Here is a 16,009-nt window from a genome sequence, read left to right on the forward strand (position 1 = left end):
AGTGAAAACACATAAAGGAGATGTCATGCAATATTCACGCAGAAAATACCTGCAATGGGCTTTGGCTTCCGGCGCGGCATTGAGTCTGGCCGCTTGCTCGGGCGGTAATCCGGAGAGCGTTGTGAAGAAGTTCTACGACGCGGTGGCGGATGGCAATGTTGATAAAGCCGTGGACTGCATGGCTCTGGAATCGGTTGCTGCCAATGAAATGATGATGGCAAAGGCCAAGATTCAGATGGTCGTGGCAACCGGGCAGGCGAAGATCAACGCGAATGGTGGTTTATCCAAGGTGGAAGTGCTCAAGCAGGATCTCAGCGAGGATGGAAATTCCGTGAGCATGCAGGTGAAGGTGACTTTCAAGAACGATAAAAGCGATGTTTCCCGCGTCAGGGCCATCAAGGAAAAGGGCGGCTGGAAAATCAAACTCTGACCTGGGCGTGAAATGGCGTATTCGCAGGCCAGATAGCCGCTTCACCGGTGTTCTTTGCCTGCTGACTGTTTCCGGGGTACTGGCTCAGCCGGTTTTGCCGCTTTCAGCGCAGGCAGGTGATCTGATATTTCGCCGGGGCACCGAAACTGTCAGCCATATGGTGTTGGGAATGGATGGCGGGCTCTACAGCCATGTTGGCATGCTGGTGGGGCAAAGCGGCAACTGGCAGGTGGTGCACGCCACGCCTTCTGAGAAAGCGGGTCAGGCCGATGGTGTGGTGCTGGATTCGCTGGAGTTCTTCCTGGCGCCCCGGCGCTCGCAGGCATTTGCGGTCTACAGCCCTAAAAATGTGAGCAGTAATCAGCGGCGCAGTGCGGTGCAGTGGGCGCTGGCGCAGCAAGGGCGAGGGTTTGAAATCGTCGCGGCAGGCAAAGGCATTTACTGCACGACCTTGGTCTGGCAAGCTTGGAAGCAGGCCGGTCTGGACTGGCCGGTGAACACGACGGAAGTTACGCTGCCGGTGCTCAAGGGGCACTATCTTTTGCCCAGTGCCCTGCAGACTTCCGCGCAAATGCAGCGCCTGAACTGATGGTGCTTTCAGAAAGAAGAAACGCAGCCGAGGCTGCGTTTCTTTTTGAGTATTTAGCTGAAGAAGCTCTTTAGGCGATCCGTCCAGCTTTCGCCGCTGGGGGAGTGCTTGGAGCCACCCTTTTTGAGGGATTCATCCAGGTCTTTGAGCAGCTTGCGTTGGTACTCAGTCAGCTTCACAGGCGTTTCCACCACGATGTGGCAATACAGGTCGCCGGGGTAGCTGGAGCGCACGCCCTTGATGCCCTTGCCGCGCAGGCGGAACTGCTTGCCAGCCTGGGTGCCTTCGGGAATGTCGATCGCAGCCTTGCCAGCCAGTGTGGGCACTTCAATTTCGCCGCCCAGAGCCGCGGTGATGAAGCTCACGGGCACGTTGCAGTGCAGGTCGTCACCGTCGCGCTCGAAGATGTCGTGGTCTTTGACGCGAATCTCGATATAGAGATCACCTGCCGGGCCGCCGTTGGTGCCGGGCTCGCCGTTGCCGGCCGAGCGAATGCGCATGCCGTCGTCGATACCTGCGGGAATCTTGACTTCCAGCGTCTTCTGGCGCTTGACCTTGCCCTGGCCGCCGCAGGATGTGCAGGGCTCGGGGATGATCTTGCCTGTGCCGCGGCAATGTGGGCAGGTTTGCTGCACGCTGAAGAAGCCCTGGCGCATCTGTACCGTGCCCATGCCGTTACAGGTCGAGCAGGTCTTGGTGCTGGTGCCAGGCTTGGCGCCGCTGCCGCTGCAGGTGTCGCAGTTGTCCCAGCTGGGGATGCGAATCTGCGCATCCTTGCCCTTGGCCGCTTCTTCCAGGGTGATTTCCATGGAATAGCTGAGGTCGTTGCCGCGATAAACCTGGCGGCCGCCACCACGACCGCCTCGGCCTTGGTTGAACATATCGCCAAAGATATCGCCAAAGGCTTCGGCAAAACCGCCAAAGCCTTCGCCGCCGCCCATGCCGCGGTTGGGGTCCACGCCTGCGTGGCCGTACTGGTCATAAGCCGCACGCTTTTGGCCATCCGAAAGCATCTCGTAGGCCTCTTTGACCTCCTTGAATTTTTCTTCGGCTTCCTTGGCGGCGTCCCCCTGATTGCGGTCAGGGTGGAACTTCATCGCCAGCTTGCGATAGGCCTTTTTGATTTCATCGTCCGAGGCGCTTTTGGCAACGCCCAGAACTTCGTAATAGTCACGTTTGGACATGTTGATTTCCGGTCGGATGGAACAGCAACGCCGCGCCAGCCCTTGGCAGAGCGTGGTGCGGCGGCAAGCGGTCAGTGGTTTGAGGCCAGGACCTGCCCGCGCTTAGTCCTTCTTGACTTCCTTGACTTCAGCATCCACGACGTTGTCGTCAGAAGCAGCGGCAGATGCACCAGCAGCTCCGGCAGCGCCTGCTGCAGCAGCGGCTTCAGCACCGCCAGCGGCTTGTGCGTCGGCATACATCTTCTCGCCCAGCTTCTGGGAGACCGTCATCAGAGCCGTAGTCTTGGCGTCAATGGCGTCCTTGTCTTCAGCCTTCAGAGCTTCTTCCAGTTCCTTCACGGCAGCTTCGATGGCTGTCTTTTCAGCAGCATCGAGCTTGTCGCCGTGCTCGGACAGGCTCTTCTTGACGCTGTGAACAGCGGCTTCGCCCTGGTTCTTGGCAGTCACCAGTTCCAGCTTCTTCTTGTCGTCGGCAGCGTTCAGCTCGGCGTCCTTGACCATCTTCTGGATTTCGTCTTCCGACAGGCCAGAGTTTGCCTTGATGGTGATCTTGTTTTCCTTGCCGGAAGCCTTGTCCTTGGCAGAGACGTTCAAGATACCGTTGGCATCGATATCGAAGGTCACTTCGATCTGGGGCACGCCACGGCCTGCGGGTGGAATGCCTTCCAGGTTGAACTCGCCCAGCAGCTTGTTGGCGCTGGCGATTTCACGCTCGCCCTGGAACACCTTGATGGTCACGGCGGGCTGGTTGTCTTCAGCGGTTGAGAAGGTCTGTGCGAACTTCGTAGGAATGGTCGTGTTCTTGCTGATCATCTTGGTCATGACGCCGCCCAGGGTTTCAATGCCCAGAGACAGAGGAGTCACGTCCAGCAGCAGCACGTCGGAACGCTCGCCACCCAGCACCTGGCCTTGCACGGCAGCGCCCACGGCCACGGCTTCGTCAGGGTTCACGTCCTTGCGGGGGTCCTTGCCGAAGAATTCCTTGACCTTTTCCTGCACCTTGGGCATGCGGCTCATACCGCCGACCAGGATGATGTCATCGATGTCGGACACGGAGATGCCGGCGTCCTTGATGGCAGTACGGCAAGGCGCAATCGTGCGCTCGATCAGGTCGTCCACCAGGCTTTCCAGCTTGGCACGGGTCAGCTTGATGTTCAGGTGCTTGGGGCCTGTGGCATCGGCGGTGATGTAGGGCAGGTTGATATCGGTCTGTGCGGAGTTCGACAGCTCGATCTTGGCCTTTTCAGCAGCTTCCTTCAGGCGCTGCAGGGCCAGCACGTCCTTGGACAGGTCAACGCCTTGTTCCTTCTTGAACTCGTCGATGATGTAGCCAATGATGCGCTGGTCGAAGTCTTCGCCTCCCAGGAAGGTGTCGCCGTTGGTCGACAGCACTTCGAACTGCTTTTCGCCATCCACGTCAGCGATTTCGATGATGGACACGTCAAACGTACCGCCACCCAGGTCATACACGGCCACCTTGCGGTCGCCCTTGCCGGACTTGTCCAGGCCAAAGGCCAGCGCAGCAGCGGTAGGCTCGTTGATGATGCGCTTGACTTCCAGACCAGCGATACGGCCAGCGTCCTTGGTGGCCTGGCGCTGTGCGTCGTTGAAGTACGCAGGCACGGTGATGACAGCTTCGGTCACGGCTTCGCCCAGGAAGTCCTCGGCGGTCTTCTTCATCTTGCGCAGCACTTCAGCGCTGATCTGGGGAGGAGCCAGCTTTTCGTCGCGCACTTGCACCCAGGCGTCGCCGTTGTCAGCCTTGATGATCTGGAAGGGCATCAGGCCGATGTCCTTTTGCACTTCAGCTTCGTCGAACTTGCGGCCGATCAGACGCTTGGCAGCGTAGATGGTGTTCTTGGGGTTGGTGACAGCCTGACGCTTGGCCGAGGCGCCCACCAGAATTTCGCCGTCGTCCTGATAGGCGACGATGGAGGGAGTGGTGCGCGCACCTTCGCTGTTCTCGATCACGCGGGTGTTGTTGCCGTCCAGGATGGCAACGCAGCTATTGGTCGTACCCAGGTCAATACCGATGATTTTTCCCATAATTCTCTCCGTAATCTGTTGAATGTTTGCTTGAAAGTCAGTTAGGGGCGCTTGCGAATGTCTTCAAGAGCTCTTGTGCACAATATTTGCGCCCTGACTTGTGAAATCTGCGAGGCTTAGCCCTGAGCCACGGTAACCAGTGCGGGGCGCAGGATGCGGTCTGCAATCATGTAGCCCTTTTGCAGCACGGACACCACGGTGTTGGCAGGCTGCTCGGCAGGCACCATGCTGATGGCCTGATGGTGGTGAGGGTCGAACTTCTCGCCAGCCGCGGGGTTGATGGCCAGAACCTTGTTGCGCTCCAGAGCGGAATTGAGCTGGCGCAGTGTGGCGTCAGAGCCTTCGCGCAGTTGCTCAGGTGTGGCGTTCTGGATGGACAGGGCGGCATCCAGGCTGTCGATCACGGGCAGCAGGCTTTCCGCAAAGCTTTCGATGCCGAACTTGCGGGCCTTGGCCACGTCTTCTTCAGAGCGGCGGCGCACGTTCTCGGCTTCGGCCTTGGCGCGCAGATACTGGTCGGCCAGATCGCTGCTCTTGGCCTTGAGTTCTTCCAGCTCAGCCTTCAGACGCTCCAGTTCGTCCGACGCGTTGGCGGCCATTGCGGCTTCCACTTCCTCTGGGCTGGCGTCATTGAATGGATTGGGGTTGTTGTTCTCGGTCATAGGTGGTGAAGGTTTCTCAAAACTTGGATCAATCTAGTGACTAGATATGCACTGGCAGGCTTATTTCAAGTCTTGCCATTTGGCAGGGCTAGCAGGCCGCAGTGCAGGGGTTTCAAGGGCTTGAAACCGTATTGCCCTGAGATATATCCCGGGTTTTTACGGTGCTAAGTGTACAGATAGTCTGAGGCTCAGATAGAATCTAACGTTTTGCCTTGCCGCACCACTGTCGACGCGTGGGCGGCGTTTTCCCAAAAGGAGTCGATATGCGTCATTACGAAATCGTTTTGTTGATCCATCCGGATCAAAGCGAGCAAGTTCCTGCAATGCTGGAGCGCTACAAGGGCATGATTACCGCTGGTGGCGGTAAGGTGCACCGTGAAGAGGACTGGGGCCGCCGTCAGCTGGCCTACATGATCAACAAGCTCGCCAAGGCTCACTACCTGTGCCTGAACATCGAAGCCGACCAGGCTGTGATGGCTGAACTGGAACACGCCTTCAAGTTCAACGATGCTGTGCTGCGTCACCTGACTGTGCAGAAGAAGAAGGCTGATACAGCCGCTTCCGCCATGATGAAGACCGTTGAGCGCGAAGAAGCTCGCAAGGCCAACCAGGCCGAGCACGCTTAAGCTTGCATCCAGACTCTGAAGGAGTGCAAAACCGCGTTGTGCTGACGGGTGCCCTGGGCGAGCAAGCTGCTCTGCGCTACACACCCGCTGGACTGCCCGCCCTTGAGCTGCGAATTGAACACAGTTCCCAGCAGCAGGAAATGGGCAATGCACGCAACGTCACCGCATCGGTAAAGGCTGTGGCCTTTGGCCCGCTGGCTGAAAAGCTGGCCCGCCAGGCTCCGGGTAGCGAATGGACCTTTCAAGGTTTTCTGGCTACCCCGCGCAACAGCAAGATGCTGGTTCTGCACATTCAGGACATCCAACAAAACTAATTTTCAAGAGGTCCAGAAATGGCCACGTTCAAGAAATTCAACAAGGACAAGCGTCCTAAGCGCAACACCCAGTCGCTGCTGTTCAAGCGCAAGCGCTTCTGCCGCTTCACCGTTGCCGGTGTGGAAGAGATCGACTACAAGGATGTCGACACACTGCGTGACTTCATCGCCGAAAACGGCAAGATTGTGCCCGCACGCCTGACCGGCACGCGCGCCATCTACCAGCGTCAGCTGAACACAGCCATCAAGCGCGCTCGCTTCCTGGCTCTGGTTCCTTACTCTGACCAGCACAAGATCTAAGGAGTCCAACCATGCAAGTTATTCTGCTCGACAAGGTTGTGAACCTGGGTAACCTGGGCGATATCGTCAAGGTCAAGGACGGCTACGCTCGCAACTTCCTGATCCCTTCGGGCGCTGCCCGTCGTGCGACTGAAGCTGCCAAGGCCGAATTCGAAGCCAAGCGCGCTGAGCTGGAAAAGGCTGCTGCTGAAAAGCTGGCTGCTGCTCAAGCTCTGAGCGAAAAGCTGAACGGCGCTGCCGTGAAGATCACTCAGAAGGCCGGCGTTGACGGTCGTCTGTTTGGTTCTATCACCAATGCTGACATCGCTGAAGAACTGACCAAGGCTGGCTACGCTGTGCACAAGGCACAGGTTCGCATGCCTAACGGTCCTATCAAGATGGTTGGCGACGCCACTGTGGTGGTGGCTCTGCACACTGATGTGTCCGCAGAAGTCTCCGTCTCCGTGTTCGGCGACCACTCCTAATTCAGACTCGTTTCTGAATCGGCAAGAAACCGCCTTCGGGCGGTTTTTTGTTTTTGGACGCTGCTCAGTGTTCCAGTGTTTTTATAGTCACCTTCGGTGACGGTGTTGCCGCCTCCCGCTACGATGGAGGGCTTGCCCCAAGGAATAGAACTTACGCAGACAAGGATGTGCCGGAAGTGCTTTCCTTGAGGCGGAGCTTTTGCCTGAACCTGATTTGCGCAAGTCGTGAAGGAGTCTCATGTCGTCTGTTATGCCCCCGCTTGATATGGAAGATGATGCGTTTGCGCCGCTGCCAGGGCCTGGTGTCGCTGGCTCCGCTGCAGATCCGCAAGTGGCGCAACTGCGTGTGCCGCCGCATTCCATGGAGTCGGAGTCTTCGGTGCTGGGCGGCCTGCTGCTGGACAACAACGCCTGGGACCGCGTGGGGGATATGCTCAAGCCTGCGGACTTCTACCGCAGCGAGCATCAGCTGATCTTCGAAGCCATCGGCAAGATGATCAATGAGAGCAAGCCTGCAGACGTGATTACCGTTTACGAGCGCTTGCAGGGCATGGGTAAGGCCGAAGAAATTGGCGGCCTGCTGTATCTGAACCAGCTGGCGCAATATGTGCCCAGCGCTACCAATATTCGCCGCTATGCGGAAATCGTGCGTGAGCGCTCGATTCTGCGTCGCCTGGTAACGACCAGCGACGAGATTGCAACCAACGCGTTCAATCCTCAGGGCAAGTCGGTCAAGGACATTCTGGAGCAGGCCGAGCAGAAGATCTTCGCCATTGGTGAAGAAGGCTCGCGCATGAAACAGGGCTTTCAGTCGCTGGATACGCTGGTGGTCGATCTGCTGGATCAGGTTCAGGAGATGGCTGACAACCCCATGGACGTGACCGGCGTGCCCACGGGTTTTGTCGATCTGGACCGCATGACGTCAGGCTTGCAGGCGGGTGATATGGTGGTTCTCGCGGCGCGTCCTTCCATGGGCAAGACCTCGTTTGCTGTGAATATTGCCGAGCATGTGGCGCTTAACGAAGGCCTGCCGGTTGCCATCTTCTCCATGGAAATGGGTGCGGCCCAGCTGGCGGTTCGTATCGTTGGCTCCATTGGTCGCGTCAATCAGGGCAATCTGCGTACCGGCAAGCTCAGTGATGATGAATGGCCGCGTCTGACCGAGGCGATCGAGCGCCTGCGCACGGTGTCGCTGCATATCGATGAAACGCCGGGGCTGACGCCTATTGAGCTGCGCGCCAATGCCCGCCGTCTGGCGCGCCAGTGCGGCAAGCTGGGCTTGATCGTGGTGGACTACTTGCAGCTGATGAGCGGCTCCGGCGGTGCAGGTGGCGACAACCGTGCGACCGAACTGGGCGAAATCTCCCGGGGCTTGAAGATGCTGGCCAAGGAGTTGCAATGCCCGGTGATTGCACTGTCTCAGCTCAACCGATCGGTGGAGCAGCGCACCGACAAGCGGCCCATGATGTCTGACCTGCGTGAATCCGGCGCTATCGAGCAGGACGCGGACATTATCATGTTCATTTACCGTGATGATTACTACAATAAAGATAGCAAGGAGCCCAATATTGCAGAGGTCATCATTGGCAAGCAGCGTAATGGCCCAACGGGTACGGTAAAGCTTTTCTTCCAGAAGAATCAGACGCGTTTTGAAAATCTGGCTCCGGGCTACAGCACGGATGAGTATTAAAACCATAGCTGCTAGCGTTGTATCCAAATGGGTTTCAGATAGAAAATAATCTGAAATCTATGAATAAAATGCGCTGACAGCTCATAAATTTATTGCGGCTGACTGCCGCAAAAATAAAAAAAGCCCGCAGGCCTTTGGCTGTGCGGGCTTTTTGTTGGGTGGGAGGGATCAGTGCCTGAGAACGTAGATCAGCAACCCCGTCAGGCAGATGCCAAGAATGCCGCAGGCCCAGGCCAAGCGCTGCGCGCCGATGCGCAGGGCACCCACGGTGGCAACGATCTGGGTGTTTTGCTGGGCCAGCTTTTCGATGATCTCCAGTGACTGGCGCTGAGACTGTTCCAGCTGGGCAATGCGTGCTTCCTGCTGCTGAATCAGCTGCAGAGCCTGCTCGCCAGCCGATGCTGGTGGTGACAGGCGCTGGTCTTCCTGCCGCGCATCGGCTTCATGCTCGCGCGCCTCTTCCTGGGCGTCCTTTTTCTTGAGCATGCTCTGCGCGGCTTTCACCACCTGGGGCGTAGCCTTGATGACTTCGCTCCAGGGAACCATCTTGAGTGCACTGATCCAGCTGATCGCCATGGCTTAGAGCACCTCGCTGGCGAAGTCAGCCAGGCGCGAGCGCTCGCCGCGCGCCAGTGTGATGTGGCCGCTATGAGGCCAGCCCTTGAAGCGGTCCACCACATAAGTCAGGCCGGAACTGCCTTCGGTCAGGTAAGGCGTATCGATCTGGGCCAGATTGCCCATGCAGATGATCTTGGTGCCGGGGCCGGCACGTGTGATCAAGGTCTTCATCTGCTTGGGAGTCAGGTTCTGGGCTTCGTCGATGATGACGTACTTGTTCAGGAAGGTGCGACCGCGCATGAAGTTCATGCTCTTGATCTTGATACGGCTGCGAATCAGCTCATTGGTGGCTGCGCGCCCCCATTCGCCAGCGTTGCCGCCGTCGCCCTTGGCCAGAAACTCCAGGTTGTCGTCCAGTGCGCCCATCCAGGGGCCCATCTTTTCTTCTTCCGTGCCGGGCAGGAAGCCGATATCTTCGCCCACGCTCACCGTGGCACGGGTCATGATGATTTCGGTATAGCGGCGCTCGTCCAGCACCTGTGCCAGACCGGCGGCCAGAGCCAGCAGAGTCTTGCCGGTACCGGCTGTGCCTGTCAGTGTCACGAAGTCCACTTCGGGGTTGACCAGCAGATTCATGGCGAAGTTCTGCTCGCGGTTGCGTGTGGAGACGCCCCAGACAGCGTTTTTGGGGTTGCCAAAGTCACGCAGCGTCTTGAGCACGGCCGTCTTGTCGCGGATTTCGGTCACGCGCATATAGAGGCTGGGCTCGCCCGGTGCTTCGTAATAGACGAACTGATTGATCATCAGCGAATCCACGATGGCGCCGCTGACGCGATAGTAGGTAATGGCGCCTTCCTGCCAGCTCTCTACATTCTTGCCAGCCTTGGTCCAGAAGTCGGCGGGCAGGGCCATTGCGCCGGAATACAGCAGGTCGCCGTCTTCCAGCACCTTGTCATTCTGATAATCCTCGGCGGCCAGACCCAGTGCGCGTGCCTTGACGCGCATATTGATGTCCTTGGATACCAGAACAACTTCGCGGTCCTTGTGCTGCTCGCGCAATGCGGCAACTACGCCAAGAATCTGGTTGTCAGCCTTGCCCTGGGGCAGGCTGTCGGGCAGGGCGGCATCCAGAGGGTTGGTCTGGAAGTACAGCGTGCCGGTTGCGCTCTTTTGGCCAGTGGCGTTCAGCGGCAGACCTTTTTCAAGGCCATCAGCGGGCTGGGATGCAACCAGCGAATCCAGTGTGCGGCTGACCTGGCGGCCATTGCGCGCCACTTCGGTCATGCCCTTTTTGTGGTTGTCCAGCTCCTCCAGCACGACCATGGGCAGGAAGATGTCGTGCTCTTCAAAGCGGAACAGGCTGGATGGGTCGTGCAGCAGCACGTTGGTATCCAGCACAAACAATGTGGTGGGGCCGCTACGCGCATTGCGTGCGCTGCGGGTGCGGCGCGCAGGCTTTTCGCTGCCAGCAGACGCTGCTGCAGGCTTGGTGCTGGCCTTGGTGGTCTTGCTGCTTGCTTCGGTGGGCTGCTTGGGCACGGTCTGGCCAGCGGCTTTGCTTGCAGGCTTGGTGGATGCCTTGGTTGTGCGCTTGGGCTTGGCGACTGCTTCTGCCGTCACTTGCGGCACGGGGATGTTGCTGGGCTCCAGATCGTCGTCAGCGACCGCGCTCTGCTTGGCAGCAGGCTTGCGGCTGGACAAAAAGGCTTCTGCGGAAAGCTTTGCGGCGCGGTGGCCGGGTGCGGGTGGCAGGGGCATAGTGGACGAACCGTTCCTCAACAAGATTCAAAAAGCACAAAGCCGCCTGGAAACCGAGGCGGCTTTGTGTGGGTGAGCTGAAAAAACTGCATAGCACTGAGGCATGCCTCATTATGCATAGCTACCGGTGTGCGAAATCGGAATTTGCGGTTTCAGCTTGGTTAAAGACTTTGAAATACTTTGCGTGTATGGCAGCTCAAAGTCTTTACAGTGGCCGGATCAGGCGACCTTCTTGTCCTGGGTCTTCAGTGACTTTACGGCCTTGAGCACTTCGTCCACGTGACCGGGCACCTTCAGGCCACGCCATTCCTGAGCCAGAATGCCATCGGCACCGATCAGGAAGGTGGAACGTTCAATGCCCTTGACCTTCTTGCCGTACATGATCTTGTTCTTGACCACGCCGAACATGTGGCACATTTTTTCTTCAGTATCGGCAATCAGCTCGAACGGCAGTTCCAGCTTTTCCTTGAAGTCGTTGTGCGAGTTCATGTTGTCGCGGGACACACCGAAAACGGTAGCGCCAGCCTTGACAAAATCCTTGTACTTATCGCGGAATTGCATTGCTTCCGTGGTACAACCGGGCGTATTGTCCTTGGGGTAGAAATACAGAATCAGAATCTGGCCGTTGTGCGAGGTGTTGGACACCTTGATGCCGCCGGTCGCGTTGGCTTCAAATTCGGGAAGGGGTTTGTTGACAACGATCGCCATGCGTTTGTATCTCTCGGGTGTAGTCGTTGAAATGCCGAGGGCGTCGGTGGTATTTTTGTTTTTATCTATCGATCGCCCCCAACCGCAACCTGCGATTTTACCCCGAAATACGTATTTTTCTCAATCCCCCCTTGTAAGCCTATGCCTGCAAAAGGGCTGCGATGACGTTGCGGCCTTCTCCTGCTAGTACGTTGTAGGTGCGGCAGGCCGAGGCGGTGTCCATGGTTTCCAGGCCTACGCGCTTTTCCATCAAGGGCTTGAGCCATGCTGGGGGCGGGAAGCGGTTTTTGCTACCGCTGCCAAAAATGATGACTTCCGCTTCCAGATTGGCCAGGACTTCAAAGTCTGCGGCGCTCAGATCCTCGAAACGCTCAGGCCCCCAGGCCTGCAGCAGGCCGCGTGAACCCACCAGCAGGCTGGTTTCATGGTTTTGTCTATCAACTGCAATCCAGCCCGGGCCATAGCCGGTGATGGTCTGCGCATCGGATTTGTCTGCCTGAAATTTCATGGTCAAGAGTGTGCGCAAATGGCGCGCTGAGCGAAAGCGATGGCTGCTGTCTCCATGCACAGAGGGTGGGGACATTGCTGCAGCGCGGAACTGTGTTTAAATTATAGGTTTCACCATGGCGCCAAAGGTGTCGTGGCGTGCTTGAAATCCTTTTGTACTGATTCGCATGAAACCCGTTCTCAAATCCGCCAAGTTAGCAAACGTCTGTTACGACATCCGTGGGCCGATCATGGACGCGGCGAAGAAGATGGAGGACGACGGCCAGAAGATCATCAAGCTCAATATCGGCAATCTGGCCGTGTTTGGTTTTGATGCACCCGAAGAAGTGCAACAGGACATGATTCGTAACCTGCCCAATTCGGCCGGTTACTCCGACAGCAAGGGCATTTTTGCCGCCCGAAAGGCCGTGATGCACGAGACGCAGCACCAGGGCATCAAGGGCGTGACGCTGGATGATATCTATCTGGGCAATGGCGCATCCGAGCTGATCAGCCTGGCGACCAACGCCTTGCTGGATAACGGCGACGAAATGCTGCTGCCTGCGCCCGACTATCCGCTGTGGACAGCAGCCACCAGCCTGTCTGGCGGCACGCCCGTGCATTACATGTGCGATGAAGCCAACGGCTGGATGCCCAATATGGACGACATCCGCGCCAAGATCACGCCACGCACCAAGGGCATTGTTGTCATCAACCCTAACAACCCCACAGGCGCGCTGTACTCCAAGGAGCTGCTGCTGGAAATCGTGGCGCTGGCACGTGAGCATGGTCTGGTGATCTTTGCCGACGAGGTCTATGACAAGGTGCTGTATGACGATGTCAAGCACACACCACTGGCCAGCCTGTCCACCGATGTGCTGACCATTACGTTCAATTCGCTGTCCAAGGCCTATCGCAGCTGCGGCTATCGTGCAGGCTGGATGGTGATCTCGGGCGACAAAAAGCCTGCCAAGGATTACATCGAGGGCCTGAACATGCTCTCGAACATGCGCCTGTGTGCCAACGTGCCTGGCCAGTGGGCCGTGCAGACGGCGTTGGGTGGTCACCAGAGCATTGATGCGCTGGTGCAGGAGGGCGGTCGCCTGCGTGTGCAGCGTGATCTGGCCTGGGAGCTGATCAACGCCATTCCCGGTGTGAGCTGCGTCAAGCCTCAGGGCGCGCTGTATATGTTCCCGCGTCTGGACCCTGCGGTGTACCCCATCAAGGACGATCAGGAATTTTTCCTGGAAGTGCTGCAGGACACTAAGGTCATGCTGGTGCAGGGAACGGGTTTTAACTGGCCCGAGCCTGACCACTTCCGTATCGTGTTCCTGCCGCATGAGGCAGATCTGCGCGAAGCCATCAACCGTCTGGCGGCCTTCCTCGAGAAATACCGCAAGCGCCATGGCACGGATAAGCCCAAGGCTGTGCAGCAGGATAAGTCCGCCAAGGCGGTCAAGGCTGAAAAGGCCGCTTAATACTTTCTTTTTGATAGCTGGAAGTCCGTGATTCTCATGGACTTTGGCGATTTTTTGACCTAAGTAGTTTATGAAACCAATCCAAGTAGGCCTGTTGGGCATTGGCACCGTGGGTAGCGGTACTTTCAATGTGCTGGAACGCAACCAAGACGAGATTCGCCGTCGTGCGGGTCGTGGCATTGAAATTACCATGGTGGCCGACTTGGATACCGAACGCGCCAAGAGCGTGGTGGGTAACAAGGCCAAGGTGGTGGGCGATGCGCGCGAGATCATCGCCAACCCCGATATCGACGTGGTGGTGGAGCTGATTGGCGGCTACGGCATTGCCAAGGCTCTGGTGCTGGAAGCCATTGCCGCTGGCAAGCACGTGGTGACCGCCAACAAGGCGCTGCTGGCTGTGCACGGCACGGAAATCTTCAAGGCTGCCGCCGAGAAGGGTGTGATCGTGGCCTATGAAGCGGCTGTGGCCGGTGGTATTCCCATCATCAAGGCCCTGCGCGAAGGCCTGACCGCCAACTCCATCCAGTGGGTGGCGGGCATCATCAACGGCACCACCAACTTCATCCTGTCCGAAATGCGCGACAAGGGCCTGGACTTTGACGTGGTGCTGAAAGAAGCGCAACGCTTGGGCTATGCCGAAGCCGACCCGACTTTCGACATCGAAGGTGTGGACGCTGCGCACAAGGCGACGCTGATGAGCTCCATCGCTTTCGGCATTCCCGTGCAGTTCGACAAGGCCTATGTGGAAGGCATCACCAAGCTGACGTCCACCGACATCAAGTACGCCGAGCAACTGGGCTACCGCATCAAGCTGCTGGGCATCACCAAGCGCGCCAAGATGGGCATCGAGCTGCGCGTGCACCCCGCACTGATTCCTGCCAAGCGCCTGATTGCCAACGTGGAAGGCCCGATGAATGCCGTGGTCGTTCATGGCGATGCCGTGGGCACCACGCTGTACTACGGCAAGGGTGCAGGCTCCGAGCCTACTGCCTCGGCCGTGATTGCCGATCTGGTCGATATTGCCCGCATGGACGGCTCTGACCCCGCTCACCGCGTGCCAGCTCTGGCCTTCCAGAGCAACACTCTGGCTGCCGCTGGCAGCGAGCTGCCCGTGCTGCCCATGTCTGCTGTGGTGACCAGCTACTATCTGCGCATTCGCGTGTCTGACGAAGCTGGCGTGCTGGCCCAAATCACCGGCTTGCTGGCGAACTCCGGCATCAGCATCGATGCTGTGCTGCAGCGCGAAGCCGATGAAGTGGGTGGCGAAGGCTCGACCCAGACCGACCTCATCATTCTCACGCACGACACGAACGAAGGTTCCATGGGCTTTGCTCTGAACGAAATTCAGCGACTGCCCACAGTCCTTGCTCCTATCACTCGTATCCGCAAGGAAGAACTGAACTAAGAAAGCAGATCAATGCACCTTCGCACTCAACCCGGAAAACTCCCCGTTCAGTGCGATTCACGCACTGGCTTTTTCAAAGGCTGGCACCTTATGGCGCTGGCCTTTTCTGTTTCTGCGACAGGTCTGGCTTTTGCTGCGCCTGTCGATGTCTATCGCGGCACGCTGGGTGGCTCTGAGGTGGTGATGGAGCTGGGTAAGCCACAGGCTGGTGGCGTGCGTGAGGGGCGCTATTTCTACCCGCGTTATGGGGTGGATATACCTCTCAAAGGCCCACTCAACGCTTTGGCCGAGGCGCAGTCTCTGACGCCCGAGTTGACCGAGGCTTTGGGGCAGGAAACGCCATTGTTTACCGATGCCAAGCGGCGCAGCATTGTCTGGAGCATTCAGCAGCAGGGTGATGCGAATTTGAGCGGTGAATGGGTGGATGGCATCCATGGCAAAAAGCTGCCCATCAGCCTCAAGCATATTGCGCATTACGACCCTGAAGCGCTGCAACCCAAAGGGGTAGAGGCGGTGACGCTGGCCATTGTTCAGGGCGCTGGCAGCGGGGTTGCTGCAGATGTGCCGATCAGCGAGAAAACCACGCCCTACGACTATCTGCGCATGAGCTTGCAGCCCTTGGCGCAGGGCAAGGAAGTGGTGCTGGCGCCTAATCTGGCGTGGCGTCCGGTGCGAGATGCTCGCACGCAGTTCTGGTATCCGCGCCTGACCCGTCACCCCGATGCAAAAATTCTGGCCCAGACCAACGCCGTGCTGGAACAGCGCCACTGGGCCATGAGTCTTGAGGCGCTGGCGTGCAAGTCGTCCATCTACCAAAACCTCGGGCCTGCAGCAGGCTCGCTGGGCAATTACAACGACGAGTCCATTAGCGTCACATACCTGTCCACGGCCTTGATGAGTGTGGTGGAGTCCGGCTCGACTGACTGCGGCGGCGCGCACCCCAATAATCATTACGACCCCTTTGTGCTGGATTTGCTCAAGGGCGGCTATATGGACTTCACGCGCTTGCTCAAAGGCGCGAAATATGGCGACTACAAGCTGGAGTACAGCGAGCAGTTCATGCGATTTCTGAGCAAGGCCGTGCGCAAGCATTCCAACGATGACAAGGAGTGCACCGACTTTCTGCCCCAGTACATGGCGCTGATGCTCAACAAGCCCGACAAGATGAGTTTTGTGATTTCCGGCATAGGCCATGCCATGGGCATGTGCCTGGGCAGCGGCGTCAGCGTGCCATTCAAGGATCTGGCGCCGTACATCAAACCGGGGGCTCAGCGCTATCTGCAGCCCTGATGCATTGCGTAAGGCCGGTCT

17 protein-coding genes are annotated in these 16,009 nt (G+C 58.0%); 10 read left to right on the forward strand and 7 right to left on the reverse strand.

All coding sequences use genetic code 11. The features are described 5' to 3' along the window. Window positions 1–25: 25 nt before the first annotated feature. Together JDW18_RS05665 and JDW18_RS05670 are read left to right on the forward strand one after the other, a co-directional pair. On the forward strand, window positions 26–430 hold the full coding sequence (locus JDW18_RS05665) for a DUF4878 domain-containing protein (RefSeq protein ID WP_218242729.1): 405 nt from the start codon (window positions 26–28) through the stop codon (window positions 428–430). A 7-nt stretch (window positions 431–437) separates the two neighbouring features. Beyond that, window positions 438–1,019, forward strand: a complete 582-nt coding sequence (locus JDW18_RS05670) for a YiiX/YebB-like N1pC/P60 family cysteine hydrolase (protein WP_246610286.1) — start codon at window positions 438–440, stop codon at window positions 1,017–1,019. Between the two features lie 53 nt (window positions 1,020–1,072). On the opposite strand, the gene dnaJ is transcribed toward JDW18_RS05670, so the two are convergent. From dnaJ to grpE, 3 genes are all read right to left on the reverse strand, one after another. Next, window positions 1,073–2,203, reverse strand: coding sequence for a molecular chaperone DnaJ (dnaJ, locus tag JDW18_RS05675; RefSeq protein WP_218242731.1), 1,131 nt, complete (start codon window positions 2,201–2,203; stop codon window positions 1,073–1,075). A 102-nt stretch (window positions 2,204–2,305) separates the two neighbouring features. After that, complete coding sequence (dnaK, locus tag JDW18_RS05680; protein WP_218242732.1) at window positions 2,306–4,249, reverse strand: molecular chaperone DnaK; 1,944 nt, start codon at window positions 4,247–4,249, stop codon at window positions 2,306–2,308. A 116-nt stretch (window positions 4,250–4,365) separates the two neighbouring features. Beyond that, window positions 4,366–4,911, reverse strand: coding sequence for a nucleotide exchange factor GrpE (grpE, locus tag JDW18_RS05685; RefSeq protein ID WP_218242733.1), 546 nt, complete (start codon window positions 4,909–4,911; stop codon window positions 4,366–4,368). Between the two features lie 263 nt (window positions 4,912–5,174). Between grpE and rpsF the strand changes: the two genes are divergently transcribed. The 5 genes from rpsF (at window position 5,175) to dnaB (ending at window position 8,305) form a co-directional block, all read left to right on the forward strand. Beyond that, entirely contained in the window at window positions 5,175–5,537 is a 363-nt protein-coding gene (rpsF, locus tag JDW18_RS05690; RefSeq protein WP_218242734.1) for a 30S ribosomal protein S6, read from the forward strand. 23 nt (window positions 5,538–5,560) lie between these two features. Further along, entirely contained in the window at window positions 5,561–5,851 is a 291-nt protein-coding gene (gene priB / locus JDW18_RS05695) for a primosomal replication protein N (protein ID WP_218242735.1), read from the forward strand. Between the two features lie 18 nt (window positions 5,852–5,869). Then, window positions 5,870–6,151 (forward strand): 30S ribosomal protein S18, encoded by a 282-nt coding sequence (rpsR, locus tag JDW18_RS05700; protein WP_158386426.1) that lies wholly within the window; start codon window positions 5,870–5,872, stop codon window positions 6,149–6,151. A gap of 11 nt (window positions 6,152–6,162) precedes the next feature. After that, window positions 6,163–6,615, forward strand: a complete 453-nt coding sequence (gene rplI / locus JDW18_RS05705; protein WP_218242736.1) for a 50S ribosomal protein L9 — start codon at window positions 6,163–6,165, stop codon at window positions 6,613–6,615. 238 nt (window positions 6,616–6,853) lie between these two features. Then, window positions 6,854–8,305: a replicative DNA helicase gene (dnaB, locus tag JDW18_RS05710; RefSeq protein WP_218242737.1), complete on the forward strand. Its 1,452-nt coding sequence runs from the start codon at window positions 6,854–6,856 to the stop codon at window positions 8,303–8,305. Between the two features lie 168 nt (window positions 8,306–8,473). Here dnaB and JDW18_RS05715 read toward each other — a convergent pair whose 3' ends face one another. The 4 genes from JDW18_RS05715 to JDW18_RS05730 form a co-directional block, all read right to left on the reverse strand. Then, a complete protein-coding gene (locus tag JDW18_RS05715; protein WP_218242738.1) occupies window positions 8,474–8,881 on the reverse strand; it encodes a hypothetical protein in 408 nt (135 codons plus the stop codon). 3 nt (window positions 8,882–8,884) lie between these two features. Then, window positions 8,885–10,621 (reverse strand): PhoH family protein, encoded by a 1,737-nt coding sequence (locus JDW18_RS05720; RefSeq protein WP_218242739.1) that lies wholly within the window; start codon window positions 10,619–10,621, stop codon window positions 8,885–8,887. A 219-nt stretch (window positions 10,622–10,840) separates the two neighbouring features. Further along, window positions 10,841–11,329, reverse strand: coding sequence for a peroxiredoxin (locus JDW18_RS05725; RefSeq protein ID WP_218242740.1), 489 nt, complete (start codon window positions 11,327–11,329; stop codon window positions 10,841–10,843). Between the two features lie 139 nt (window positions 11,330–11,468). Further along, complete coding sequence (locus JDW18_RS05730; protein ID WP_218242741.1) at window positions 11,469–11,837, reverse strand: Mth938-like domain-containing protein; 369 nt, start codon at window positions 11,835–11,837, stop codon at window positions 11,469–11,471. Between the two features lie 166 nt (window positions 11,838–12,003). Between JDW18_RS05730 and JDW18_RS05735 the strand changes: the two genes are divergently transcribed. The 3 genes from JDW18_RS05735 (at window position 12,004) to JDW18_RS05745 (ending at window position 15,988) form a co-directional block, all read left to right on the forward strand. Continuing rightward, complete coding sequence (locus tag JDW18_RS05735; protein WP_218242742.1) at window positions 12,004–13,293, forward strand: pyridoxal phosphate-dependent aminotransferase; 1,290 nt, start codon at window positions 12,004–12,006, stop codon at window positions 13,291–13,293. A 70-nt stretch (window positions 13,294–13,363) separates the two neighbouring features. Then, window positions 13,364–14,698 (forward strand): homoserine dehydrogenase, encoded by a 1,335-nt coding sequence (locus JDW18_RS05740; RefSeq protein WP_218242743.1) that lies wholly within the window; start codon window positions 13,364–13,366, stop codon window positions 14,696–14,698. 90 nt (window positions 14,699–14,788) lie between these two features. Beyond that, window positions 14,789–15,988, forward strand: a complete 1,200-nt coding sequence (locus JDW18_RS05745) for a hypothetical protein (RefSeq protein WP_218242744.1) — start codon at window positions 14,789–14,791, stop codon at window positions 15,986–15,988. Window positions 15,989–16,009: the final 21 nt, after the last annotated feature.

Source organism: Comamonas fluminis (assembly GCF_019186805.1).
GTDB lineage: Bacteria > Pseudomonadota > Gammaproteobacteria > Burkholderiales > Burkholderiaceae_C > Comamonas > Comamonas fluminis.